Origin of the sequence: Tunturiibacter gelidiferens, assembly GCF_051013345.1 — a bacterium.
Lineage (GTDB): Bacteria > Acidobacteriota > Terriglobia > Terriglobales > Acidobacteriaceae > Edaphobacter > Edaphobacter gelidiferens_A.
The window spans coordinates 815,146-841,863 of the sequence record NZ_CP132939.1 but is presented as its reverse complement, the minus strand read 5'-3'; the positions used below and the strand labels follow the sequence as shown (position 1 = coordinate 841,863).

Below are 26,718 nucleotides of genomic sequence, written 5' to 3'. Positions count from 1 at the left end.
CGACCCTGGACGGTCGAGCCGTCTGGAGGAGATCCTGCGGGGGAGGGTTGTTGGAGTTCGCGTCCTGCGGGGAGGGTGCGTTAGGGTTCTTCGGGTCTTGCGGAAACAGATCGTCAGCCATGGTGTACTTCCATGATAAATGCTTGATTTGGCGGGGTAAAGGCGCGCACTAAGGGCAATTCTGACCGGAAGAAGTATTTACAGAAAACGCGGCACTTACAAGGAATCAAGCGAGGAACAGGTCGCGCAAAAAGAAAGGGACAGGCTTTCGGCCCGTCCCTCAAGAAATGTACTGCAGGTTGGTTAGAAGTTGATCTTGCCGGCAAACTGCAGGAAGCGACGCTCGTCGTTGGCTCCACCGGTCACACCGCCCTTGGACGCTTTGATCGGATAGGTCGTTCCTGCGGCGTATGGGTCCCCGTCCGTGCCTGACTGGGCCACGTCGAGGGTCGCACCTTGAATGTACAGGTTGTGGTGGTTCGTCACGTCGTAGCCCTCAGCCCTGAGCTCAAAATTGATGCCCTCGCGGATGGGGAACTGCTTCGAGATCGAAACGTTGACGTTATAGGCGCCGGGTCCACGGAAGGCGTTACGGGCCGTCATCTCTGCGGGGTAGGGGCCGAAGTCCGAGATTCCGGTAAGGGCCGCGTTAGAGATTGGAACGGCCGTCGGAAGCGCGCCGATCACATAGTTGTCTGCTCCACCGCCGGTTACGCCGTTCGGAATCGACTTGAAGGTGTGTTGGGTGAGAGGTGTGCTCGGGACGTAGCGAGGAATGCTGTAGCCCGAGGCGTCGTTAGTGGAGTCGTAAAGGGTAAACGGGGTTCCGGTCCGAACGGTATAGATACCGGTCAGCTCGTAGCCTCCGAGGAGTTCGCCGAGAAGAGTGGTCTTCTTGGCGAAGTAGGGAGTGCGCCAGATCGGTGCGATCACAAGGCGATGACGAATGTCGAAGTCGCTGTTGCCGTGATCGAGCGCTGGATTGTAAGGGTTGGTGTACCCCAGCGAGAAGTTGCCGGCAGAGGTCTCAGAGAACGTTGTACTCAAATCGTCCGTGGCGTGTGCGATGGTGTAATTCGCAATCAGAGACAAACCGGTGCGATGGATGTTCTGTGTCGAGAATTGAAGGTTGACTGCCTGATAGTAGGAGTCGCCGTTCGATCCGCGGTTGTTATCGTTCGTGAAATGCGGATTGGCGTAGGTGAGCGAGGAGTTGCCGCTGACAGGATCCACAATAGGATCGCCGAGATAGAAGTTTCCACTGCCCTGAATGTTGTAGTTCTTGATGTCGTAGAGGTGAAGTCCACGAGCACCGTTGTAGGTCAGTTCGACGACGCTTCCGTGACCAACCTGCTGATCGACCGAGAGCGAGTAGAACTGAGTCTGCGCAGTGCGGATGTTCTGGTCCACATGCCGCAGACTGGTTGGGGGCAGAGGAACGGAGGCTCCAGAACCTGCGAGCGGACCAGCGTTGGAGTTGGTGACCACAGGGTTCAGCCCGTTCCCCTGCTTGATCACAACAACGGCGTAGTTGGGTGGGTTCTGAATCACGTTGAAGGTGACGTTGCCGAAGTTGCGCTCATAAGAGATACCGTAACCGCCTCGAACCGAAGTCTTGCCGTCGCCGAAGACGTCGTAGGCGAAGCCGATGCGTGGAGATGCAGTACCGTACTGTGGATTCCAGAGTCCGCCAATGGGGCTGTTAGGCGTTGTGAGAACGGATCCATTGCGGACCTGCTCCGGAATGCTGCTGCCGGCGCCGTAGTAGAAGTTCGCGTCCAGGTTTCTGTTGTTGTTGTGCTGAACCCCGTAGTACTCGTACCGCAGACCGTAGTTGAAGGTGAACTTGGGAGTTACCTTCCACTGATCCTGAACGTAGGCTGCCCAGTCGTGGAAACGGTCAGAGCGTGCAAACTGGGGTTGAGTGGTTGGGAGGTTGATGGTGCAGCTCGGATTTTGCGAAAGCTGGCCGGTGTAAGCGTTGCGAGCGCAGGGAGTGGCTCCCTGAGGGTTGACTGCCGCCTGAAACTGGAACAGGTCACCGGTCAAAAAGTTGGCGAGCCCGACCGTCGTGTTCTTTCCAAGTTGCTCGCTGGCCTGAGCATAGGCGCCGTAAGCACTGTTCTCCTGGATGTAGAGAATCTGAGCGCCGCCCTGAATCTGGTGGCGTCCCTTGGTTAGGTTCATATCCTGATTGATCTGAACGGTGTTCTGCGGTCCGCCAAAAGGCAAGCCTCCGTTAGCGGGGTTGGTGTCGTAAAAGCCAGGGAACTGAAATGGCTTGCCCGTGAACGGATCCTGCGCGTTCGGCGCGACGATCAGGGTGGGTGTCTGTTGCAGTGATGTGTCGTAGGCATTGCTTACGTTGAGGCGCGCGAAGCTGGCCTTGGTAATGCTGGAGAGGGAAGGGTTGAACTCATGCGCAACGCTGAGCAGGTAAGCCTGACCAATGTTCGACTGACCTACGTTGTACGCCGCATAAGGAGTGGAAGATCCAACCGCAGAGCCGGGCGCATCCACTTCGTGGTAGTTGGCGTAGCGGAAGAATGCCTGTGTCTTCTCGCCCAGGTTGTAGTCCAGACGACCTGTGACATTGTAGGTGTTCTGAGGAACTCCACCGCCAGCATCGTTCGGTGTCGCGTATCCAATGTTGTTGAAGATAGGCAAGCTCGGATCGAGAGTGCTATAGAGAGGAGTAGTACCCCCGCCGGCCTGAAGGTTCGTCGTGGTGCTCAACACGTTGAACTTCTGATTGCCGCCGTAGGTGGAGAAGAAGCTCTGAACGTTCGCTGGGGCAGCAGCGAGAAGCTGCGCGCTCGGAACAACCGCAATCTGATTCGCCGAACTGCGAACCCGGGTAAGCTCGGTCGATGCGAAGAAGAAGAGCTTGTCCTTGAGGATGGGTCCACCGACCGCGCCGCCGAATTGGTTACGCGTGTAGTTGCCCTTCGCCAAGCCAGCCTGGGCGTTCGCTACCGTGTTGGCCGTCGTTGCGCCCAGACGGTTGAACTCCCATGCAGAACCGTGAAAAGAGTTTGTGCCGCTCTTGGTCGCCACAGCAACGACACCGCCAGAGGCGCGTCCATATTCCGCGCCAAAGTTATTGGTGATGACGCGGTACTCCTGAACGGAGTCGATTGGCACGATGATGCCGACAGAATCGCCAAAGACAGTGATGTTTTCGACACCGTCGAGAAGGATCTCGGTGCCTGAGTTGCGCTGACCGTTAAGGGAGTAGTTGACGCCGCGGTTTGCGCCATTCTGGACGCCCCCCGCCGCCGTGTTGTCACCGGAGGAGATGTTCCCCGACAGAGCGACGAAGTCGTAGGGGTTGCGGGTGAGCGAGGGGAGCTGCGAGATCTGCTGCTGGTCTATGACCTGCGATACTTCAGGGGTTTGGGTGTTGACCTGGGCGCCTTGGGACGCGGAGACCTCGACGGTGACGGAGCTATTGCTCACCTGCAACTTTTCGTCGGCGGAGACATGGCCGCCGATTGCAACTACGATGTCGGTCTTTGTCGTCCCAAAACCAGAGCTGGACGCAGTAACGGTGTACTGGGCAGGCTGAACATTGGTAAACGCATAAATTCCAGCCGAGTCGGTCTTAACCACGCGCTCAGCATTGGTGCCCAGATTCTTGAGCGTGACCGTTGCACCGGCGATGATTGCGCCGGTCGAATCCGAAATAGTGCCCGAGACCTCGCCGGAAGACTGGGCGATGGCTGTGGGTACGGCTAAAAATAGAGCGAAAAGTGCCACTGCGAGGATACCAATCCACTTCGCAGACGAGTGCGACTTACTAAATTCTCTTGTTCTCAAGTTAACAGCTCCGTTTAATAGTTCATTTGGGATGGGTCGATAAAGCTATGCAAAAGACGGGGATAGCTGGTAACAGGCAAATAGGTGACCAAACGCGAAACCTATTGATCTTTGTGAATATCAATAGTTTATGTCGGGAACATGAAGAGTTGGTTATATGAAAATCCGTATATTATTATGGGATGTCACGATCTCTCCACGCGACAGTGCCTTCAAATTGGAAATCCAATACTTGAGTCGGCGGCCCGAGGCCGATCAAATGTGATCTAAGACTAAATGTGTCGCCTATTCACTTGATATCAGACCGATCCCGTCGTATATTCAACTTATCGCAGTTCACCACTGGACTCAGGAGCTTGATTGGGAGTTGGAGTCTTTGACCAGATCCCCGCGGGATATCTCTTGGCGGAGACCGCGAGGACCTGGAAGCTACAGCCGAGTGACCGCAGATTATCTGCATTATAAGGTTCGATCTGCGGATCGTTCTCCTTCGGCTCAAAACTCCATTGCATATCAGTACGCCCCTCAAAACTTCTCCGGCGATTCAGGTCTCGCCGGGACTTTGAGGACTAGCGGTCGACGATGAGGTGCGCCGCTTTTTTGCCCTCAGCCTTCGATCTCACAGATGGGCATGAAGATCGACGCCGTTCTGAAAAGAAGAGAACGCGATCGGTCTCACGGAGCACGGAACTCTATCCGGGATAAGAATGAAGCAAACGACGCGTAAGACGACCAGCGAGAGAGAGCCGGGCACGGATTGGCGGCGGTCGCGGTTGGATCGCGGCAGGAACGCTGGCGGCTTATGCGGCGATGGGTGGAACCAAGGCGGCGATAGCCTCGGTGGAGAAGTCAGATCCGGCGGCGAGTGGAGCGGCCGAGGCAACGATGCCGCTAAAGAAGTTTGATATTCCGGCAGGCCCGTTGGACGCGGCGGTGAAGGCTTTTGAGAAGGCCACCGGTCTGACCGTGAAGATCGTGCTGCCGGCTGGAACAGTGGCAGGGTTCAATTCGCAGGGTGTCGTTGGGCTGTATCGAGAGGATGAGGCGCTCCGTCTGCTGCTGGATGGCACCGGGCTGAACTACCGCGTGGAGGATGCCACGACGATCCTGGTAGGGGTGCAGGCGAAGGACACTGTTTCTGTAACTGAATCGGTCACTAATTCGGTTTCGCTCTCGAAGTTCACTGAGCCGCTGATCGATACTCCACAGAGCATCAGCGTGGTACCGCAGTTTGTCCTGAAGGATGAAGGCGTTTCAACCCTGCGCGATGCTCTGCGCAACGTGCCGGGCATCAGTCTGGCGGCAGGCGAGGCGGGCGCACAGGGAGACAATCTGACGATTCGCGGCTTTACGGCACGCAACGATATCTTTCTCGATGGTATCCGCGACTTCGGAAGCTACTACCGCGACTCGTTCAACTACGAGCAGGTGGAGGCACTGGAAGGTCCGGCCGGAATTCAGTTCGGGCGCGGTTCGACTGGAGGCGTGATCAACCAGGAGAGCAAGGTTCCGGTTGTGCAGCAGTTCGTGAATGTCCAGACGCAGTTCGGAACCGACAAGACCCGCAGGATCACGGCAGACGTAAACGAACCGGAACTGGATGTGCTGGGCGGTACAGCCTATCGCGTCAACCTGATGGGACAGGAGGGCGGGGTCGCCGGACGAGACTACGCGGAGATACGAAGGTTCGGTATTGCGCCATCAATTTCAGTCGGATTAAACACGAAGACACGCGCGACGCTGAGCTATCTGCACATGACCGAAAGCGACACTCCGGACTATGGGCTGCCATGGTTCAATAACGCGGTGGCACCCGGGTCCATTCGGCATGACTACTACGGCTTCCCCGATGAGAACTACCTGAAGACGAACGACGACATTTTAACCTTGAAGGTCGAACACGAATTTTCGCCTGACCTGAATTTGCATACGATTGCACGTGCTGCAAATTATCCTCGGCACGCGCAGATCACGGAGCCGCAGATCTGTTCCAACGCGCCGGCGAGCGTGCCGGTTGGTGGATTCGTGTCGTCGCTGCCCACCTCTGCCGTGAACACGGCATTGCCTTGCGCGTACACCGCTGCGAGCGATCCGAGCACGATCGTCGTGAACCGGAATCAGATCCAGGTAAAGAGCGTCGAAGGCGACCTGTGGGACCAGGCCGAAGTCACGGCTCGCTTCAAAGCCTTCGGCATAAAGCACGCGCTGGTGGCTGGAGTTGAGGGCGGGCAGGAGATCTCGAACCCGATCAGGACAAGCTACACCATCAACAAGATCAACACCGTGCCGACGGCGACCCTGATCGACCCCAATGCGCAGCAGTCATTCGGCGGAACGGGGTACATCACCTCGATTGTGCACACCAAGTCGCAGAGCGTCGGACTCTACTTTGTTGACACGATCAAGCTTGGGCGGCTGTTTGAGGCGAGCGGCGGCGTGAGACGGGATAGGTTCGATACTGGTTACAATTTGTATCAACCCACTCCACCCGCAGGTGGAACTGTCACGGCTCCAGTGGCTCCAATCCATCGCATCGATGAGCAGCCAAGTTACCGTGCGGCGTTCGTCTTCAAGCCTTCGAGCCGAGGAAGCGTCTACTTCGACTACGGAACAAGCTTCAATCCCGCAGCCGAATCGTTGAGCTTGAGCATCGGCCTCGCGAACAGCTCAGCAGCCCCCGAGGAGAACCAGACCTACGAGGTCGGCGCGAAGTGGAGCTTCCTCAATGAGCGCCTTCTGGCCGAAGCTTCGTGGTTCAGAACCGAGAAGGACAACGCACGCGAGACCGACCCGACGAACTCGAATAATATTGTTGCAGCCGGAAATCAACTCGTGAAGGGCGTGCAGTTCTCGCTGGTTGGAAGGCTGCCGGAGGGACTCGATATCGTCGCCGGCTATGCGTATCTCGATAGCGACGTCATCTTCTCGAAGTTCTTTCCAACCTCCGTCGGCTACCCCTTGGCGAACGTGCCAAAGCAGACCTTCAATCTCTTCGTGACGCATCGCCTGCCGCTGCGGCTCAACGTAGGATTGGGCGGAAACTATGTGGCCAGCCGCACCGCCAGCTCCACCGTCCCCTATGTCCCAACCGCCTACTCCCGGCCGATCAGCTATCTCACCGCAACCGGCGCACCGGCCGTTCACTACCAGGTACTTGCGACCGAGATGAAGCAGGTCCCGGGCTACTGGATCTTCAACGCAATGGTGCGACGGCCTTTGACCGATCGCCTGGAGCTGCAAGCGAACGTCAATAATCTTCTCAATCGCTACTACATCGATCTCCCCCATCCGAGCCATCTGGTGCCAGGCGCCGGAGCCAACGCACAGATCGGAATCAACTTCAAATTCTAAGTTGAGCGAAGCAAATCAGAGTCAGTCTCAAGACTGGCCGCCCCTCTCTTTTGGTGACCGTAAGCGAAGGAGCAAGACGATGTTAATTACGATTCCGGATGTATTGACTGCCAGCGAGCTGAAGCAGGCAAGGGCGGCGCTCGACGCAGCAGAGTGGGTCGACGGAAGGGTCACAGCTGGATACCAGGCCCAGAGCGTGAAGGAGAACCTTCAACTGCCGGAGGACCATCCCGTAGCGGCCAGGTTGGGCGAGATGGTTCTGGCAGCACTGGCACGCTCGCCGCTGTTTATGTCGGCGGCGCTGCCCCTCCGGGTATTTCCGCCGATGTTCAACCGCTACACCGGCGGCGGCCACTTCGGCACGCACGTCGACACTGCGATTCGAGCCAACGCCTCGACCGGACAGAGGATCAGGACCGATGTTTCGGCGACGCTCTTTCTTTCAGAGCCGCATGAGTATGACGGCGGCGAACTGGCCGTCGAGGACACCTACGGCGTTCATTCCGTAAAGCTGCCCGCCGGACACATGGTGCTCTATCCGGCGACCAGCCTGCATCGCGTCACTTCGGTAACACGGGGCGAGCGCGTCGCATCTTTCTTCTGGGTCCAGAGCATGATCCGGAACGATGGCGACAGAACGCTGCTCTACGACCTCGACACTGCGATTCAGCGGTTGGCGATCGAAAGCCCCGGAAACCCTGCGGGTGTCCAACTAACCGGGGTCTATCACAATCTGTTGCGTCGCTGGGCGGAGATGTAGATCCCCGCAAGTCAGATTATCTTCGTCTAGCCCTCAAGATCGTCTCGACAGGCTGTGCCTTGCATTTAGCTCGGCGGGTCTACGAATAGTCAGCAACTTATTCATTCGTTACGTGTCCCTAGACCTCCTCGCATGTTCTCCAATTCAGATTTCGTGAAGATCCAGTTTTCTGGATAAAAAATCTCTTATTCCATAAAGGAAACCTCCAGAAAAGTCGATCCCCTATCCGCGGGTCGGTAAAAACCCTTGTTCTAACTAAAAATCCGAGACGGAAAAAGTTCTGTTTGCAATGGCCCTAAAGGTGCATGTCACTAAGAATCGGCCGCCCAGATCTACCCCGCCGCTCGGAATTTTCCGGACCCGAATCAGGAGCAGAAAAAGATGAAAAAGCTTTTTGCGCTAATTACGTTGCTATTCGCCACCGCGGTGCTGAGCCACGGGCAAGCCACCTCGGTAAACGGCGGATCGATCCAGGGAACAATCACGGATCCCTCTGGGGCTATCGTGCCAAACGCCACGGTCACGATCCTTGCGGTTGATACCGGCTCTACAAAGACGATCAGCACGGATAGCGCGGGATTGTATAGTGTTGGGCCGCTAAATCCCGGCAACTATACCGTTACTGTCAGCGCTTCGGGGTTTCAAAAGCTCTCAGTTACGACGGTGGTTCGAACAGGAACAGCGACGCCAGGAAGCTTTAAGCTTACCCTCGGCTCTTCTGCTGAAACCGTAGAGGTGAACGCAGGCGCCCTCCAGGTAAATACAGAGCAGATCGGCGTCTCGGGCGTCATTACCCGCGAACAGATTGATTCTCTCCCGGTAAACGGTCGAAACATTCTGGACTATGCGCAGCTTCAGCCAGGTGTCATCCTCCAGTCCGGCCAGTCCTTCGACCCGACCAAAGCAGGTTACTCTGCCATCTCTGTTAGCGGCGTAGGCGGACGTACCACCCGCATCCTGCTCGACGGTCAGGACATCACCGACGAGACCGTCGGAACAACGATTTACAACGTTCCGGCAGGCGCTATTCAAGAGTTTCAGCTCAATCGCTCCACCCAGGACGTCTCTGGCGAAGTCACCTCGACGGGCCAGGTTCTCGTCTCCACTCAGTCCGGAACCAACGGCTTCCACGGCAACGCCTTCTACAACTTCCAGGACGCCCGCGCAGGTGCGGCAGATGTCGGCGGATCAACGGCTCCCTTCCAGCGCAATCAGTTCGGCGGTTATGTCGGCGGCCCCATCATTAAGGATAAGCTCTTCTTCTTCGGTGGCGTGGAACGTATCAAGCAGTCCGAGTTGGACGCCGCCCTCGGCGCCAGCCCGGTCTTTCAACCGATCCTCAACCAATTTCCCTTCGTGCCCGCTCCCTTTACGGACACCTTCAGCCTGGTTCGTCTCGACTACAACGGCCCTCGCGGAATTCACTTCTTCGTGCGCGGAGCCTATAGCGTCAACGCCGCCGATGCCACCTTCGGTCTAACCCCGTACCAGGTCTATCAGAATAGAGACAACGTCCCGGGAATCGTAGGCGGAGCCGACTTCACCACCGGTCACTTCACCCACTCCTTCCGCGGCGGGTATGAGAAGTTCCATAACCTCCTCGAGGATGGAACCGCTGGGCTCGGCAAATCAATCTATAACCCCTCCGGACCCGCCGTGGGCGGCAACGTCACCCTCAGAGGCAGCATAAACGCCGGGCCAAACTACCTGGCGCCACAGGGCACCTTCCAGACCGACAAGCAGTTCCGCTATGACGGCACCTGGACCAAGGGAGCTCACACCTTTAAATTCGGCTTCGACCTCAACCGCCTGGCCAGCGGCGGATTTGCCGAATTCTATGGCGAGAGTCTCTACACCAGAATCTCGGCCACCCCGGGCAATCTTGTGGGGCCCGATGCAGCTAACCCGCTCGACTATGTCGCTTCCCTGTACGCCATCGGCAACGGCAACGGCTTGTTCTCCGAGCGGCCCGGCTTTGGACTCCTTGGCGGTCTGGCTCCGAGCTGGCGCTTCGGAGCCTATGCGGCCGACACCTGGAAGGCTTCACCGTCCCTCACCCTTACCGCAGGTCTCCGCTGGAGCGTCGACACCGACCGCGCCAATCAGGATCTGGCAACCCCGCTTTGCTCCAGCGTAGATCCCTCGCTTCAATTTCCCGGCTGCACCGGAAACACCCCGCTCTTCGACCAGTTCCAGCAAGGCCTTGGAGTCCGGACCCATCAACCCTACGCCAACTTCGGACCGCAGGCAGGATTCAACTTCAGCCCTGGGGACCACAAGACCTCCTTCCGTGGCGGTATCGGTATCTTCTACGAGAGCAGCGTCTTCAACAACACAGGCAACGCGCGTACTGAGTCGGTTCAGAGCAACTTCCCGGCCTTCAACTTCGGCGTGGCCTCCAAGGGTGGAACAAAGATCGTTCTCCCAGGCTTCGGCACGGTTACCGCCGCACCGGACGGAACGCCCGTCTCCACCATCCTGAGCGAGCCAATCGGCCAGGCTGCCTTCGAAGTCAACGCCATCAAAGCCGAGTACCAGGCAAAGGTGAAGAACGTCGCTGGAGTGAACCCTTCCTATATTGGTAGCGGGAACGGACTCTATGCCAACAGCATCTACGCTGGCCCCTACAAGAGCCCCTACTCCATCCAGTTCAACGGCGGAATTCAGCGTGAGATCGGCAAGGGTCTGGTGATCAGCGCCGATTACGTCCACAACGCGACACTCAAGATTCCTATCTCGCAAGACGTCAACCATAGCGGCGCAGCGCGCACGTTGAATGTCAATGCGGCCAAAAACGCCATTGCGGCTACCACATCAAGCTTTGGTTGCGCTGGAGGCTCCACATCCGCGGCCATCACTTGCGCCATCGCTGCTGGAGCTCAGATCACAGACTTTGCGGGCAATGGCCTGGATTCAGGCACCACCTACCTTGGTGGTGTATCGGCTTCCGCTGCAGGTCTCACCCCGGACACCGGCGCAGCGTTTGGAGGCACCAACCCCAACGTTGGAACCGGCCTCTTCATCCTGCCCATCGGTCGTTCTGGGTATGACGCACTCCAGGCAGTTCTCCAGGGCCAGAGATCGCACCCTGCTCCAGGCATCATGAGCACTAACTTCCAGGTATCCTACAGCCTCTCCCGCATCGTTACCTCAAACGGAGGAACCTCTCCCACCGACCAGTTCTTCGCCGGTGGTCAGGCCTTCAACAACGATGATCCTAACCGCTACATTGGCCGCAGTCCGCTAGACCACTCGAACGAGCTGAGCTTCGGAGGCAGTCTCGCTATCAAATACGGCCTGAATGTCTCCGCAATCGGCCACTTCTTCTCCGCACCTGCGTCTTCGCTTACCCTCGACGTTACCAACGGGACAACTGGAGAGCTCTTCCGGACGGACGTCGATGGCGATGGAACCACAGGCGACCTGGTCCCGGGCACCATTCCTGGCGCCTACGAGCACGAGGTCAAGGGTGCGGGTCTCAATAAGCTGATCAACAACTATAACGCCACCCAGGCGGGTACCCTGACTCCGGCTGGCCAGGCGGTTGTTGCCGCTGGCCTCTTCACACCGGGACAGTTGACTGCATTGAACGGTGTTCAACAAGCACTTGCTGTGGGGCCCAACAAACCCCTGAACAATGCAGCTCTCCGTACCTTCGATCTCAGCGCCAACTATCCGATCCACATCCGCAAACTCGGCGAAAGTTTCAGCCTGGTCCCCGGAGTTGCGATGTACAACGTCTTCAACATGAGCAACTTCAACGACATTCCTTCTATCCCTGGCGATGCAACGGGTCAGTTGATCAACCAGGCTGATGCTGCTAACGGTGTTCCGGGTGGATACTTCAACGGCCCATCCGATCAGGCGACGGCCAACTCTGCTCGTGTGGTGCGTAACTCCGGTACCTTCGACCAGGGCGGACCTCGTACCACAGAGTTCCAGCTCAAGCTCAACTTCTAACCCATAAAAAGCAGTCCTGACAAAGAAGGGTGGAGACCTTAGTCTCCACCCTTCTTCTTGCGGTCCGATGTCACTGTCACTTAGGCTCCCCCTTTGTCGCAACATCCGGGGAGGTTTGGGAAAATAGATTTCAGGGTCTCGTAGGTTCAGGTCTCATTAAACCGAAAAAGATGGCCGGTCCCTGGGGACAGAGCGACCGAAGCTCCGAACGGAGTCCTCCATCCTGGACGGGTCGAAAATAAAGTTGAGATTGGTGGCGTATTTTTCAACCGTGCAGGAGAGACAGTTTTTACTCCACGTTTACCATGCATTTCACCACGATTACACCACCAGAAAACCACATCTACGAACCAGATTTCCGTAAAAGACCCGTGAAAAATCCAGCAAAAATGCAAAACCCCGGCCAGGCCGAGGTCTTACATTTTTTCGCAGCAGGTTGACTCCCGCTACTCTGCTTTGCCAAGAGTCTTGTCTTTGTAAGCCTTTTGGAGGACAAAGAAAGCCTGCTTTTTAACGCCCTGATCGGAGATTAGGCCCTTGCGGTTGAAGTTGTCCTGCAGGCCAGGGTTGACACGCCGGGCGGAGCGGAAGTCCATCAAAATCCAGGGGCTGGTGCCGCGAAGCTGAGGGATTTTGTTAAGCATCGCGATCTGGTGATGGTAGATCTCGGCCTGATACTCCTCGGTCCACAACGCAGGGTGAGTATCGCCAGAGGGCGCGTGGTTGCCTGCTTTTGCGTCTCCACCCCACTCAGACATGATCAGAGGCTTGTCATAGCGAATGTCCCACGTGGTGGTGTCGGCCCCCTCTGCGTGTTGTTCGTACCAGCCGATGTATTCGTTAGTGCCGATAACATCGAGTGCTTTGCCAAGCGGGTCGTCGACGATCTTGTTGGAGCCGGCTGCGGTCTTCTCGGTGCGGACAAGAAGAGCCGCAGTGACGAGACGAGTGGGATCGAGTTCATGCGCGAGATCGACCATGGCGTTGAGATATTTCGTGCGGGCCTCGGTGTTTGGCGTCTCGTTGGCAACGGACCATAGCACGACGGAAGCCTTGTCGCGATCGCGCCGAATCATCTCGGAGAGTTGTTGTTTGGATTTTGCGAGCACAGCTGGGTTGTCGAACTGGAGCGCCCAATAGTCCGGAATTTCAGACCAGACCATGAGGCCCAGACGGTCGGCGGTGCGGGTCATGCGCTCGTCGTGCGGGTAGTGAGCGAGCCGAACGTAGTTGCAGCCAAGTTCTTTGGCCCAGCCGAGAAGCGTGTCCGCATCCTTTTGTGTGTAAGCGCGCCCAGTGCGGTAGGGGGCTTCGGCGTGGATGGAGATGCCACGGAGAAAGACGGGCCGGCCATTGAGGAGGATATGCGTGCCGCGGGTTTCGATGGTGCGGAAGCCCATGGTATCTTCGATCTTGTCAGAACCCGAGGAGATCTCGACCTGGTAGAGCTTGGGATTTTCGGGCGACCAGAGGCTGAGGTACTTCGTGGGAATCCTGATGGCGGCGCGTGAGTTCGCGTCTACCGTTGATTCGACCTTCGCATGCAATTCGGCAATGGTGATGGTAACCGGGGTGCCTGCCGGTGCACTCAGCACGTGGACGTAGCCTTCGATAACGGATCGGTCCGTGCGGCTGAGGTGAAGATCGTAGTCATCGATGAACTGATCTGGAACCTCTACCAGGGATACGTCACGGGTAAGGCCGCCATAGTTCCACCAATCGGTCTGGAGTGTGGGAACTCCGTCTGCGATGCGGGTGCTATCCACCGAGAGAACGACGAAGTTGCTGCCATCGTGGAGGGCAGCGGTGATGTCGCAATCGAAGGGGTGAAGCCACCCTCGTGTTCGCAGATTTTCTTAGTGTTGACCCAGACGAAGGTGCGGTAGTTGGCCGCGCCGATGTGGAGGAAGGTACGAGTGTTCGGAGCGGTGGTGTGTTGGAAGTCCTTCTCGTACCATATGGGACCCTCGTAGTAGAAGAGTTCGGGACGCTGCGTGTTCCAGTCGCCGGGAACGCGAAGGGTGGGAGCGTCGGCGAAGTTGTAGTCCTGCGGATGGCCGTTTGGGTCAAAGGGAGCGTTCATGAAGAAGCCGTCTTTCCGGAGCTCCTGATGAAGGGTGTAGATGCCGGTCGAATACTGGTCGACGATGGTGTGCCAGTCGCCGTCGAGAGAGGTGGCAGGGCGGTGGTCGATGTCAACGAGAAGGGTGGTGTTGGCCTGGGGATTTGTCTGGGGATTTGTCTGGGGATTCGTTTGGGAGAAAGCGGGCGCGGCGAGAAGGAGGGCGGCGGTCACGATGCTACGGGTTGCGAACTTCTGCATAAGGGTGTTCTCCGGTCATGGTCCATGCTTCGGTGCGGTGTGCGTCGAAAAAGCTATCGAGTCATAATACTTCGGTCTTTGAACAATCGCGTGATCGCGGGCATTGCGGGTCGAGAAGATGGTCGATTGTTCAACCGGCTAAAAAGCGGTCACATTGGCGGAATTCGTCGACAGTAATGAAAGCAATGGGCTAGGCGGGGATGGTCGCATCGACCTCTGCCAAGGGAAGAAAGAGAGAAGATGGTGCCGTGGTGGAGGGGGTGCTCGCTGCTGCGGTAGGTGAGTTTGCCTTGGTGGCGTGTGACGATGCCAGCCGAAATCCATAGGCCGAGCCCTGTGCCGTTGAGGTCTTTGGTGGTGTAGAAGGGCTCAAAAAGACGAGCCTTTACGGTGGGGGACATGCCATGGCCGGTGTCGGCGATGGTGATGCGAATGCCTCGGCGCGGCTGCTGCGAGCCGGAGGGGCAGTCGATGGCGTCGTGGGCCCGGACGATGAGACGTCCGCCGTTGCCGCGCATGGCGTCAATCGCATTGGCGATCAGGTTATTGAGGACCTGCCGGATGTCGTTTTCGAAGCAAAGTACGGTGGTGCTGGTCTCGTAGGAGGCCTCCACCTTGATGTGCGAGTTGGCGAGGCGGCCCTGATAGAGATTGAGGACGGCGTTGACGAGATCGGCTGCACTGACGTGGGTGGCTCGGACGGCCTGACGATGGAAGCGTAGGGTTTGCGTGGCGATCTGACAGACGCGGGAGAGTTCGCTCTGTGCTGTGTGGAGGTACTCGCGTGTGTTTTCGGGCAGATCGGCAGCGAGGTTGATGAGGTAGAGCAGGTTGGTGATCGCCTCCAGCGGATTATTGATCTCGTGGGAGATCGAGCTGGCGAGACGGCCGACGGCGGCCAGTTTTTCGCTCTGAATGAGGGCAGCCTCAGCCTTTTTCTGAAGAGTGACCTCGAGGACCACAGCGGCGATCGCTTCGACCGAACCATCTGCCGCGAAGACGGGAGAGTAGTTGACGTTGAAAGAACGTTGTTCGCCGGGACGTCCCGGAAGTTCGCCATGGAGAAGATGACTGCGCACGGGACGGCCGGAAGCGGCTGTCTGGAGAAGTTCTTTGAGCCCTGGAATTGCGACAACGTCGGTGATGACCTGGCCGAGGATCTTCTCCCTGGGTAGACCGATGATCTCCACCTGACGATCGTTGATGCGGAGATAGCGCAGGGTGGCGGCATCGAAGAGAGCGAGCCCTACGGGGGCGGTCTGGTAGATGGATTCGAGTTCTGATCGTTGGCGTTCGGTCTCCTCCTGGCGCAACTGAAGGGTTTCCGCGAACCTCTTGCGGTCGTCGATGTCGATGGCGACCCCAAGCCAGTGGAGAATTTGGCCGGACTCGTCGCGCACCGCCTGGGCGCGAAGCCACCACCAGCGGGGAGACCCGTCTTTGGCACGTAGAAGGCGTGCCTCGATATCGTACTCAGTTCCGGTGGCGACGGAATGAGTCCAGGCTTCGGTGACGCGCGGCCGATCTTCGGGGTCGAAGGCATCAAGCCAATGGTGGCCGCCGAGGGTTTCGATGGTGAGTCCGAGGTAGTCGAGGAACCCTTGGTTGGCATAGGTAATGCTGCCGTCCGGTGCGCCCATCCAGATGGCCTGCGGATTGAGATCGGCCAGGACACGGTACCGGGCTTCGCTGGTGATCAAAGCTTCTTCGCTCTTCTTGCGATCGGTAATGTCGATGGAGAGGCCCCGAAGGCTGACCGGTTTGCCAGCAACTGAGACGATCTGGCCTCGGTTCTCGATCCAAAGAATGCGTCCATCGGCAGCTTCTATCTGGCACTCCACAACGATCATCTGGCCCGTCTCGGCTGCGGCTTGAACGGCCGAAGCAATCGTAGGGAGATACTTGGGGAGAAGGAATTTCTTGAAGGAGCGAGCGTCGGGGATGTCGGCGAGGGGATGTCCAAACACCGGATAAGAGCCGGCTCCGTAGGTGGCCTTGCCGGTTGCGTAATCCACGTCCCAGGTGGCGGCGCGAGCGGTCTGCTGGACGGAGGCGAGAAGATCCTGCTGCCGCTTAAGAACCTGATCGGATTGATGTCGTGCGGTGACGTCGCGGAAGAAGAGAACCATGCCGTCGTCGTAAGGCCGGCATTGAATTGAGAGCCAGAGGTTGAAGGGTTCCGGGTAATAGGCCTCGAACTCGCCGGGAATTCCTTCCTCCATCGCTCGGTAGTAGTGATAGCGGAAGTCGCTGTTCGGTTCGGCAGCGGCGGGAAAAGCTTTCCAGAGGTTTTTTCCAAGCAGTTCGCCTATGGGGCTGAGAAGCTCCCTGGCCCTGCGATTGAGAAAGGTGAAGTTCCAATCCCGGTTCAGGCTTACGACCGCGTCGGTGGTTGTTTCGAGAACCTGACGGAGCTGGCGCGCGGCGGCATCACGAAGCAGCTCTGCGCCCTTGCGGTCGGTGATATCGCTGGAAAAGATAATGATGCCGTCTTCGAACGGTCGCGCGGAGACGCGGAACCAGATGTCGAGCGGCGCAGGGTAGTAGGCTTCGAACTCGGTCGCGATGCGTCGTTCCATCGTGGTGCGGTAGTGAGAGCGGAAAGGCTCCTTCTGGTTCGACGGGAAGCGCTCCCACAGGTTCTCTCCGATGAGGCCGTCGGTTTTGAGAATTTCAAGGGCTGCACGATTGGCGAAGGTGCAGTTCCAGTTGCGGTCGATGCAGACGATGGAGTCGGGAGAGGCGTCGAAGATCTGTCGGAGCTGGCGGACCGCTGAGTCGCGAAGACCCTCGGCGCGTTTGCGGTCGGTGACGTCGCGGTAGTAGAGAGCGACGCCTTCTTCTGTGGGCAGGATGTGCACGTCGACCCAGACGTCGAACGGAGCATAGAAGTGTTCGAGGTGTTGAGCGATCCGAGTTTGCATTGCAGCGCGGTAGGTGCGTTCCAAAGCCGTGCCAACGGTTTCGGGAAAGAGTTCCCAGTGGGTCTTCGAGTTGAGATCGGAGGGTTTGATTCGGCTGACTCGAACGGCTTCCGCATTGGCGTAGGTGAGGACCCAGTTGCGGTTGAAACAGAGAATCGCCTCCGGCAGTTGCCCCACCAGGCGCGAGAGATTGTCATTCTCAGCATCGCTCTCGCGCCGGAACTGAGCACGGCGATTGAGAGTGACGGGCGCTTTGGAGAGGATGGAATCAGGCATGGCAGGGAAATTACGGATGAAAATTCATTTTACAGAGGAATCATCGTGAGACACAGGCACTTCTGCCTGTGCTCCGAGACGAACTTCGAGGCGATCAACGCGTTCCTGGAAGGCCTTCATAGCGGTGGAAAGCGTAGCGACTTCGGCTTCTAAGTGAGCGATGCGTTGGGCGGTTGAGCCGGTGGGTTCGGCTCGTTCGGCAGGTTGGGAGGTAAGGTCCGGGGGCGCTCCAAGGAGATGAGCGTAGCGGACTTCGCGGGAGCCGGGCTGGCGAGGGAGGATGATGACGAGAGGACCGGTGTGTTCAGGCGTTGATTCGTCCGTCGCTGGGCGAGTCGCGAGGCGTTCGAGAGTGGACTGAATGGCAGCAAGATCATCGAAGGTGTAGAGGCGGTCGGCGCGGCTGCGAAGCTCGCCGGGTGTCTGGGGGCCGCGCAGCAGCAGCAGGCAAAGGACAGCGGTCTCGTCGCGGCGGAGGTTGAGGACGGTCCGGATACGATGCTCGTACTTGGGGACCCGGGCGTCCCGGACCGCGTTAGTGAGGGCAAGATCTTCAAGCGTGTGGAGCGCCTGCCGAACCTCCTCTTCCGTAAGCTCGAGGACGGGCTCCCGGCTGGAGCGCTGATTGCAGGCATTGATCAGTGCGTTGAGCGAGAGCGGATAGTTCTCAGGAGTAGTGATCTCTTTTTCGATGAGCGAGCCGAGGACGCGAAGCTGGATGGGGTCGAGCTGCATGTCTACTAGGGTGCCACACGCAAGGTTGCCTTGGCTCGTCTGATCATGAGAACGGTGAAAGGAGTGGCGAATTGTTATTGATCGATGAAGAACAGGTGAAGGCGTCGCTCTCATATGACGAGCTGATTGCCGCCATGCGGCAGGCCCTGATGGATTTTTCTGCCGGACGCATGGTGCAACCGCTCCGAATGGTAGTGCCGGTGGCCGCACATTCCGGATGGTTTGCCGTGATGACCGCCGTCCATGAAGATGTGATGGGCGCGAAGATGGTCACGTTTTACCCAGGGAACGCCGATAGAGAGAAGCATACGCATCAGGCAGTGATTCATCTGTTTCGTGCGGATACGGGCGAGCCACAGGCAATGATGGACGGCCGGCTGATCACGGAGATGAGGACGGCGGCAGTGTCGGCCGTGGCCGTCGACCTGCTTGCACGGCCAGCGGCGAAGGTGCTGGGCATTCTGGGAAGCGGGGTCCAGGCCCGGTCTCATGGGCGGGCCCTGTCGAGGATTCGAAAGTGTGAAGAGATTCGCGTTTGGATCCGTACGGAGCGCAAAGCAAAGAAGTTCGCTGACGAGGGTCTCGGCGAATCTGGTGTTGGATAGGATGATCGGCGCGGATCGAAGCTAATTATTGATATACATGTGGTTACGATCTTTGACGAGAAGCGGTTGAAGCAGTTCGAGAGCCGATCCGAATATGACACTAAAGTTACAGAAGCGCTATCGGGATTTGAAGATGAGTCCGATAAACTAGAAGAAGGAAATGACGAATCGCGGACCGCATTTGGGTACTCGCATTCGAACACTGGGACCAGGAGAGTTTGGATGCAGAGATTGCGCGCGAATGGTTTTACGGTGGGGGCGGCCATCACGTTGTTGATGTTTGGAGTACCCGGTCTTTCGTGGGCCAAGATCGTTCGTACCCGAGTACACGCCGGGCTGCACACCACTCTCCATTCCTCCGCTCGGAGCAAAACGCAATCAGCGGCGATCACGGGAGAAGAGGTTGTGCCTGGTGTGATGCCCGATGATATCTCCTCCGGGGCGGTCTCGGGCGAGCTGCCGGACGACGGAAAGCCGTATCAGCTGCGAATGACGAATTTGCATACGGGCGAGAGTCTGGACGTAATCTACCGGATCGGCGACACCTATATTCCCGAGGCACTCGAGAAGCTGAACTACTTCTTGCGCGATCACAATACGCAGGACGTAGTCCACTACGAGCCAAAGGAGTTCGATGTGTTGCACGCGCTGATGTCGCGGCTGGGACAGGCGAGTGGTGTCATCAATGTCGTCTGTGGGTACAGGACGCCGGAGACGAATGCAGCGCTGCGCCATGGATCCCCAAAGACCGGGGTCGCCGAGCACAGCCAGCATATGGAAGGTCATGCGATCGACCTTCGCGTACCGGGAGTTTCGACCGAGCAGCTTAGAAATACGGCGCTTTCTCTGCACGCCGGCGGGGTCGGATATTACCCTATATCGCAGTTCGTTCACGTTGATGTAGGTCCGGTGCGGGAGTGGGCATTTGGCGCAACTCCGCATCGTCCGGGACGCAGAACTCATGGCGGCCGCGCGACCGGGATGTAGCTTTCTTGACTTGATTGTCATCCTCCCCCTCCCGGACGAAATTGTGCAAAGTATTCAAAACAGATACCTTAGTTCCGGACTGACAGGGGGCCGGTGTTGAATCAAAAAGGCCCGGCATTATGCCGGGCCTTCTGCTGTTCCTGACTTAATTGTAGCAGCGGTGTCAAGATTGTTTGGCTAGTCGATGTGCTCGCCGCTAGCCGGTGAGCGGTCGACTATACTTCGCCGCATGGAGTCTCTGGGGCAACGGCTCAGGGTCAAGCGATGGGGTCTGCCGATGGCGCACGACCTGGCTGCGGAGATTTTTGCCGACAAATCTGCGATTCGTTCCCTGGTGCGGGAGCTCTTCGACGACGATATCGAAGTACGCAAGCGGGCGGCGGATGTTGCCCGGCGGATCACAGAGAAGGACGGCAGACTGCTGGAGCCTTACGCCGATGAACTCGCAGGGTTGCTTGAGACGCTCCCGGTGGAAGAGTCGCGAACGCGGTGGCATCTCGGTCTCGTTGTGCCGAGGATTGCGCATACTCGAATGCAGCGGCTGCGGGCGGCTCGGACGATGTCGTTACTGGCTCAGGATGAGAGCAACGTGGTGCGGTGTTCCGCAGTGGAGGGGCTTGGACTCCTCGCGACGCGGGAGGTTTCGCTACGGGATGAGGCGGAGGAGATGATTGAGAGTTTTTGCGCGAGGGCACGGTGGCGATGAAGTGCCGTGCGCGTCATGCGAAGCGCAAGTTAGACAAACCTACAAAAGCTTAGCTCCTTTTTGTATGTTGTGTTTCATACATAAAAGTTGGATATTCTCTTCGGAATTCGAGGTACCTCCCTTGGAATAAGGTAGGACATGATCGAAATGGAGATTTTGTTTCGAGCCACATTGGATGCATGCACCGCCATCTCGCTTCCAAACGGCTAACTTTATGTGTGAAGGGATAATTCGACGTTGTTCAATTATCTGCTGTTCCATAGACAGAAGGCTCGTTTCGTCTGGAATTGAATGAAGCTTGAATTTGAAGACGCGTCGATAGCCACTCGTTTGTATCCAACTATCTACCAATTTAAACAAACCGTTATAGGACCAGATACCATCCTTTATCTTTTCATATACTCGAACGCGGGCGGGGGTGGCTCCAGCGCGAACATAAGCCTGAGCTGCATCATGAAAGTAGCCATTCTGGGTAAGTCTTCCTGACCTGGTGCTTAGGGAGAGTCTGCACAAGTTCTGCATCGCTTGCCTGATTGATTAATCTGATAGCTGCGAGGAGATTGCGATGAAGCAGCAGAGTCTGTCGAGTCAGGGTGTGTTTGAGAAGTACGGGCGGAAGAGTCGGCGGGAGTTGTTTCTGGACGAGATGGAGCAGGTGGTTCCATGGTCTGCGCTGGAAGCCCTGGTACGACCGCACTATGCGAAGGCGGGCAAGGGACGGCAGCCGGTAGGGTTGGCGATCATGCTGCGGACTTACTTTGTGCAGCAGTGGTTCAATCTGTCGGACCCTGGGGTGGAAGAGGCGTTGTACGAGTCTGCGGCGCTGCGGCGGTTCGTTGGCGTGGACCTTGGGATTGCGCCTGCGCCGGATGAGACGACCATCCTGCGGTTCCGTCATCTGCTGGAGAGGCACGAGCTGGGCGGGTTGATGCTGGATGCGGTGAACGTGCATCTGGATGCCAGGGGCATCCAGATCGCGACGGGCACGATTGTCGATGCGACCATCCTGCATGCGCCTTCGTCGACCCAGAACGCGAGTGGCGAGCGCGACCCGGCGATGCACCAGACCAGGAAGGGCAACCAGTGGTACTTCGGCCTGAAGGCGCATATCGGCGTGGACGCGAGGGAGGGCATCGTCCACTCTGTGGCGACGAGCGCAGCCAGCGTGGCGGACTGCCACATGTTACCGGAACTGCTGCACGGCCAAGAGCGTAAGGTGTGGGGCGACGGCGGCTATCAGGGCCAGACCGACGCCATCCAAGAGGCCGCTCCGAAGGCACAGGACATGACCTGCAAGCGGACGAAGTTCAAAAACTATGTCGACGAGTTACAGAAAAAGAAGAACCGGAGTAAGTCGAGGGTGCGGGCCAAGGTAGAACATCCGTTCCGGATCCTGAAGCGCATCTTCGGCTTCGACAAAGTGAGATACAGAGGCATCGCGAAGAACCATCACCGCCTGTGCGCGAACTTCGCGCTGGTGAACCTGTACCTGCACCGCAAACGTCTGGCAGTCCTTGGGCAGTAGTGCGCCTGGAAGCCCCGGAAAACGGGCGGATGCGCGTTCCAATTAGCCCTCCAACAGCATCAAACCAACCAAAACCCGCGCATCTTCCATGCCCACTCCCTGACCCCAGAAAGTCAGACGCCTACGCAGAGGTTCCTTAGAGGTTGATCGACTTGCTTAGGATATGGGTTCTCTTTTGTCCTTGGCTCGTCGTGTCCCTCGTAGATAAGCACTGTCCCATCCTCTTCAAGCACGTCATCGTATGGGGATCCTGGTCGATGTGAAGACAGTACAACCGAATGCGCTTTTGTTGCACTGAAATTCATCCCCGCTGGAGGGATAAACCTTCGCGATTACACATCTCGATATACGAGATAACTTCATTTGACTGCATGTGAGTATTATTGCCATAAAAAGGGGCCGCCATTGCTGGCGGCCCCTTTGTGCTGTTAGTGGATATGGTGCTTAGTCGCCGGAGACGGTCTCTTCGACCTTCGGTGCCGGAGCGGCTTTGATCTCGCCGAGGGAGATGAAGCCTGCGGGAGCGTCGGGCTCCTGGAGGATCTCCTTGCGGTAGAGCTTGGCCATGCGGGCGTTTTCGGCGTCCTGCTTGATCTTTGCATCGCGTGCGCGGATCTTTTCTTCGCGAGAGTTCTTCGCGATGCCGGACTTGTCGAAGGTGTCGTTGGCGGCGGCTTTGACATGCTCGTCGTTGAGGACCAGGTCGTACTTCATCTCGGCTTCGAGACCGACCTTCTTGCCACCGGCGAAGATCTCGTGACGGCCATGCTCCTCGTACCACTTGGTGAGGGTGGAGGTCATGTGCATCTTCTCGATGATGTTGCGCCAGCCTACGCCGGTGTTGTACGCGCAGAAGCTGATCTCACCCTCTTGCGTGGCGTAGGGGATGATGCACTGCTCGGTGCGGCGGAAGTCATAGTTGAAGAGGTCCTGGAACCACATGCCGGCGATGAAGAGGAAGTTCCACCGGTCGCCGCGGCGCTTCTCGATGTCGGCCATGGTGCGGTCTGCAGTGACCTTGCCGTAGCTGCGACCAGTTGCGCCGAAGCTCTTGTCGAACTTCTGCAGCAGGTCCTTGATCTTGAAGTGGGTCGGTGCAGCCTCGGGCTTATAGTTGCGAAGCAGAGCGAGCGTGACGCCGATGATGGAGAGCCACTTGCCGCGAGCCGCGTCGTTAATGCGGGCGACGTCCTTCGCAAGGCGGTCTGCATTGATGAAAGCGGTGACGGGAACTGCTTCCTTGGTCTCCTTGTCGATCATCAGGGCCATCGAGATGCCGCAGTTCGGGTGGCAGCCGCAGGAGAGCTGGCCCCAGTCGCGGTCGGGTCCGTGGACAAGGTCGGCCCAGTCAGAGAAGGTCGACATAAAACTGATGGGGAACCAATCGCGGGTCGGCTCGCCGAGGCCGGTTTGATTCTTCACATCGTGAGCAAGGTGCGACAGGGTGTAGCGCTGGGCCTGGCGACGCTCGTCGGAGATGTCTTCGTCGCGGCCGGTGAAGCTGACTGGTTGGAAGGAGAGGAAGTTGATCTTCTTCGGGTTGTCGAGGGCGAACTCGATGATGCGTCCAACCTGCTCGTTGTTGATGCCGTTGACGATGGTGGTGACGGGAACGATGTCTACGCCAGCCTCATGCAGATTATGGATTGCCTGGAGCTTCACATCGAACGCATTACCGACCTTGCGGTGCGAGTTGGCAGCGTTGCCGATTCCGTCGAACTGCAGGTAGGCATAGCGGAGACCGGCCTCAGCAGCGGCCTTCGCAAACTCCTTCGACTTGGCGAACTCGATACCGTTGGTCGCAGCCTGCACGGAGGTGTAACCGACTTTGCGGGCGTACGAGACGGCGTCAAGGAAGTACGGGGAGAGCGTGGGCTCGCCGCCAGAGAACTGAACCGACATCTGACGCTTCGGCTTGATGGTGACCGCGTTGTCGAGCATGGTCTTGATCTCGTCCCAGGTGAGTTCGTGGACGAAGCCGACCTGGTTGGCGTCCATGAAGCAGGGATCGCACATCATGTTGCAGCGATTGGTGAGGTCGATGGTGAGAACCGAACCGCGGCCGTGGGTGACGGTAGAGGTGCCGTGGTTGTGCAGCTTCTCGTCATTGTGGGCGCGGATGTCGCGGCCGGGGAAGACCTCCTCGAGGTGCTTGAAGAAGGCGGTGTCGATCGACATCAAGTCTTCAAAGTGGCCGTGGATGGGGCAGTCCTTGACCATCAGGATCTCGCCGTTGCGCTCGATGATCTGCGCCTTGATCTCGCCGACCTTCTCATTGAGCAGAATCTCATGAGGCAGCTTGCCATCGACGATCTGCTGACGGATCTCCGGAATGCACTTTGGACAGAGGGAGTCGGTAGTGCGGGGCCAGCCGAGGGGTGGCTTCTCTTTCTGATAGCTCTTGAGGAGGGGCTTGTCGCTCCACTTGGGGGTGAAGCTGGCGTTCGGGCTGAACGAGTTCAGCTTATTGAATACTGCCCAACCTGCTTTGGCTCCATACGTGAGAGCTTTTTCGGCTAATTTGGCCTTCGGCATTTACTTTGTCTCCTGAATGTCCGTCTGATGTCTTATATCTTCTGGATTTGTAACCTGATTTTATCTATCAGGATCGACTTTCCAGCCTCTGATCTGATGCTTCGCGCCTTGAGAGGTATGCATCTTGATTCGAGCTATCTATTGCTTTTCCTGTCAGATGCAGCGTCAATCCCGTTCGACTCACCCTTAACAGTACCCAGCCAAAGGGCCATACCGAAGCATGTGGTATCGAATGGCGATAATCTGCATTGAATGGCGACTTGAGGCGGTAGACGGGACCTGGTTTTAGCGATAAATAAATCACTGCAAGCTAACACCGCTGGTTCCGTTAGCGACGTTGTTCAGGATTCGTTGCACGAAGATGATGCGGACGTGGACGTGACTGGCCACATCGGGGAGGAACTCGTTGAGCAGATTGTTGGCCGGGTCGAGAGCGTATCCAGTGACGACGCGAATCACGGTAGAGGAGGCGTCGCTATGGATGCCAGGAACGTACTGATTGGAGAGAATCGCGCCGACGGGGTAGTTGAGGAGGACAGAGTAGTTCGGCATGGACCTGCCGTCGTCGTGGCGCGATATCACCGTACGGGAGACCGAGTAGAGGATGCGCTTGGTCAATGGAGCGTGGGGCATGCGGAAGTAGCGCGGATCCTGATGGAAGAGAACAGGGAAGGTGAAGGCTCCAAAGAACTGGCCGGTGACGTCCTGTAGATAACTGACGCCGACAGATTTGCCGAACCCCTTTAGACCTGGGCCGTAGGCGGAGTGAGGGTCGGCGGCGATTGAGATCGCGGAGATGCCGACGATGGTGCCAAAGTTAGCGGGGTCGGCGAGGTCGTGTAGGGCGAGGTAGCCTTTCTCCTGCCAGGTCATTGGAATGATGATGTTCGTGCCGAGAAACTTTTGATACGGATAGATGAGGTTGCTGCAGGGTTTGGGGATCTCATCGAGACGATTGGGGTTGTAGTAGACGACCTTCATGGCGCGAAAGGCGTTGCAGGGCTTCACCCCGTCGCCAGTCTGTTGGAAGGACGCCTGGGCTACGGCGACGACGTTGCCCTGAGGTCTATCGACTGCGCTTGGGGCGTCGGGAAGATTGTTCGCGGTGGCTTCGGAGGAGGCGGGAAGTGTCTTCGGGTTTATCGGGGACAGTGCCTGCGGGTGTGCCTTCGCCACAACTAGCAGCAACGTCATGGTCAGCAAACAACGCATACTTACGCGATCCCAATCAGTGTCTTCATCCGACCATCCCATGCAAGTAAGATCAGTCAGCCTTTCGAAGGTGAGCGGCTGCGAGGGCATCGTTAAGGAACTCGTTAAGGACGTAACCCAGGGCGGATCCACCCATCGAGGCACCGAAGGTCTCAAGGTCTGGCCTGCGCTCCGGTTGCGTTCAGGATAGTAGGCGTTTGTAAGAGCCGATCCGACGAGATTACCGGCAATAAGCGAGAAGTTGGCCGTAGGGCGCCCATCGTCAGACCTTGTAATGAGGGGCGTTTCTACTCCGTGCAGAAAACGCTTGAAGAAGCTATGGCCGGCACCGAGCTCGTAGTAGCGTGGATCTTCGTGCAGGAGCGGAGCAAAGAGGGCAACGCTGAAGAGGTTGTCCGTTACGCTGCGCAGAGCAGCTGCACCTAGCCGTTCGCCGAAAGCCGCCTTGTCGGCCCCATAGTTGGGGCTACTGTCGATTAGGTGGCTGTATCCAGCCGATGCAGACCATCCGACGATAGAAAACAGAGATACAGACTCCTTGAGGCCAAGAAGCACCTTCTCTTGAGAAGTAAGGGGTGAGCTGTCTCCGCGGGAAGAATCGTCATGTCGCGGCGAGTCGGCAGCTTGAGATGCTCTTCCGGAGCGGGAACAAAATTACCTGCGTACCCTGTTGGCTCTCCGTCCAATCCGGATTCGTCAACCGTCACGCCGCTGGTCGAAGTAATAGGACTCTCCGGCAATGCAGGAGAGTCTGGCCATAAAAGCCTCGCTTCCGCATCAGGTGTCTGAGGCGGGTCAGTTTGAGCCGTGACTAAGGTCGCAGCAAATGCCAGAAACGCCGGGACAGCCAGAGATTGGATCAGTTTGGAGGATGTTCTCGAAATCAAACGTACCTTTGCGATCGTCAAAAGAACTCCCTTGTAGATTCTGATTTAAGAACAGGGGCTGGTCCATGGCGTGAAAGACGTGATATGAGTTTGCCTATGTATAACGGACGCAG

Annotated in this window: 15 protein-coding genes; 7 read left to right on the top strand and 8 right to left on the bottom strand. The window is 57.5% G+C overall.

What is annotated here, in order from left to right:
• Positions 1-303: 303 nt before the first annotated feature.
• Positions 304-3,819, bottom strand: coding sequence for a carboxypeptidase regulatory-like domain-containing protein (locus RBB80_RS03930; protein ID WP_433967004.1), 3,516 nt, complete (start codon positions 3,817-3,819; stop codon positions 304-306).
• Between the two features lie 810 nt (positions 3,820-4,629).
• Between RBB80_RS03930 and RBB80_RS03925 the strand changes: the two genes are divergently transcribed.
• The 3 genes from RBB80_RS03925 (at position 4,630) to RBB80_RS03915 (ending at position 11,890) form a co-directional block, all read left to right on the top strand.
• Positions 4,630-7,170, top strand: coding sequence for a TonB-dependent siderophore receptor (locus tag RBB80_RS03925; RefSeq protein ID WP_433967003.1), 2,541 nt, complete (start codon positions 4,630-4,632; stop codon positions 7,168-7,170).
• Between the two features lie 79 nt (positions 7,171-7,249).
• Positions 7,250-7,930, top strand: a complete 681-nt coding sequence (locus RBB80_RS03920) for a Fe2+-dependent dioxygenase (protein WP_433967002.1) — start codon at positions 7,250-7,252, stop codon at positions 7,928-7,930.
• 381 nt (positions 7,931-8,311) lie between these two features.
• Positions 8,312-11,890, top strand: coding sequence for a carboxypeptidase regulatory-like domain-containing protein (locus tag RBB80_RS03915; RefSeq protein WP_433967001.1), 3,579 nt, complete (start codon positions 8,312-8,314; stop codon positions 11,888-11,890).
• A gap of 446 nt (positions 11,891-12,336) precedes the next feature.
• On the opposite strand, the gene RBB80_RS03910 is transcribed toward RBB80_RS03915, so the two are convergent.
• The 4 genes from RBB80_RS03910 to RBB80_RS03895 all read right to left on the bottom strand — a co-directional run bounded on the left by RBB80_RS03910 (position 12,337) and on the right by RBB80_RS03895 (position 18,148).
• Positions 12,337-13,656 (bottom strand): glycoside hydrolase family 2 protein, encoded by a 1,320-nt coding sequence (locus RBB80_RS03910; protein WP_433967000.1) that lies wholly within the window; start codon positions 13,654-13,656, stop codon positions 12,337-12,339.
• Positions 13,566-14,213, bottom strand: coding sequence for a hypothetical protein (locus RBB80_RS03905; protein ID WP_433966999.1), 648 nt, complete (start codon positions 14,211-14,213; stop codon positions 13,566-13,568). The genes RBB80_RS03910 and RBB80_RS03905 overlap by 91 nt, the downstream gene beginning before the upstream one ends.
• Positions 14,214-14,362: 149 nt before the next feature.
• Positions 14,363-17,413: a PAS domain-containing protein gene (locus RBB80_RS03900; protein ID WP_433966998.1), complete on the bottom strand. Its 3,051-nt coding sequence runs from the start codon at positions 17,411-17,413 to the stop codon at positions 14,363-14,365.
• Positions 17,414-17,437: 24 nt separating this feature from the next.
• Entirely contained in the window at positions 17,438-18,148 is a 711-nt protein-coding gene (locus RBB80_RS03895) for a YceH family protein (protein ID WP_433966997.1), read from the bottom strand.
• A gap of 71 nt (positions 18,149-18,219) precedes the next feature.
• On the opposite strand from RBB80_RS03895, the gene RBB80_RS03890 reads away from it, so the two are divergent.
• The 3 genes from RBB80_RS03890 (at position 18,220) to RBB80_RS03880 (ending at position 20,446) form a co-directional block, all read left to right on the top strand.
• A complete protein-coding gene (locus RBB80_RS03890; RefSeq protein WP_433966996.1) occupies positions 18,220-18,753 on the top strand; it encodes an ornithine cyclodeaminase family protein in 534 nt (177 codons plus the stop codon).
• A gap of 222 nt (positions 18,754-18,975) precedes the next feature.
• Complete coding sequence (locus RBB80_RS03885) at positions 18,976-19,740, top strand: YcbK family protein (protein ID WP_433966995.1); 765 nt, start codon at positions 18,976-18,978, stop codon at positions 19,738-19,740.
• A 277-nt stretch (positions 19,741-20,017) separates the two neighbouring features.
• On the top strand, positions 20,018-20,446 hold the full coding sequence (locus RBB80_RS03880; RefSeq protein WP_433966994.1) for a hypothetical protein: 429 nt from the start codon (positions 20,018-20,020) through the stop codon (positions 20,444-20,446).
• 39 nt (positions 20,447-20,485) lie between these two features.
• Here the strand turns inward: RBB80_RS03880 and RBB80_RS03875 are convergent, their stop codons facing one another.
• Positions 20,486-20,707 carry an HNH endonuclease gene (locus RBB80_RS03875; RefSeq protein ID WP_433966993.1) on the bottom strand — a complete coding sequence of 74 codons (222 nt, stop codon included), beginning with the start codon at positions 20,705-20,707 and terminating at the stop codon, positions 20,486-20,488.
• 304 nt (positions 20,708-21,011) lie between these two features.
• Between RBB80_RS03875 and RBB80_RS03870 the strand changes: the two genes are divergently transcribed.
• Entirely contained in the window at positions 21,012-21,971 is a 960-nt protein-coding gene (locus RBB80_RS03870; protein WP_433966992.1) for an IS5 family transposase, read from the top strand.
• A gap of 444 nt (positions 21,972-22,415) precedes the next feature.
• On the opposite strand, the gene RBB80_RS03865 is transcribed toward RBB80_RS03870, so the two are convergent.
• Together RBB80_RS03865 and RBB80_RS03860 are read right to left on the bottom strand one after the other, a co-directional pair.
• Positions 22,416-24,506: a radical SAM protein gene (locus tag RBB80_RS03865; RefSeq protein ID WP_433966991.1), complete on the bottom strand. Its 2,091-nt coding sequence runs from the start codon at positions 24,504-24,506 to the stop codon at positions 22,416-22,418.
• 300 nt (positions 24,507-24,806) lie between these two features.
• Positions 24,807-26,273, bottom strand: a complete 1,467-nt coding sequence (locus RBB80_RS03860) for a hypothetical protein (protein WP_433966990.1) — start codon at positions 26,271-26,273, stop codon at positions 24,807-24,809.
• Positions 26,274-26,718 lie beyond the last annotated feature (445 nt).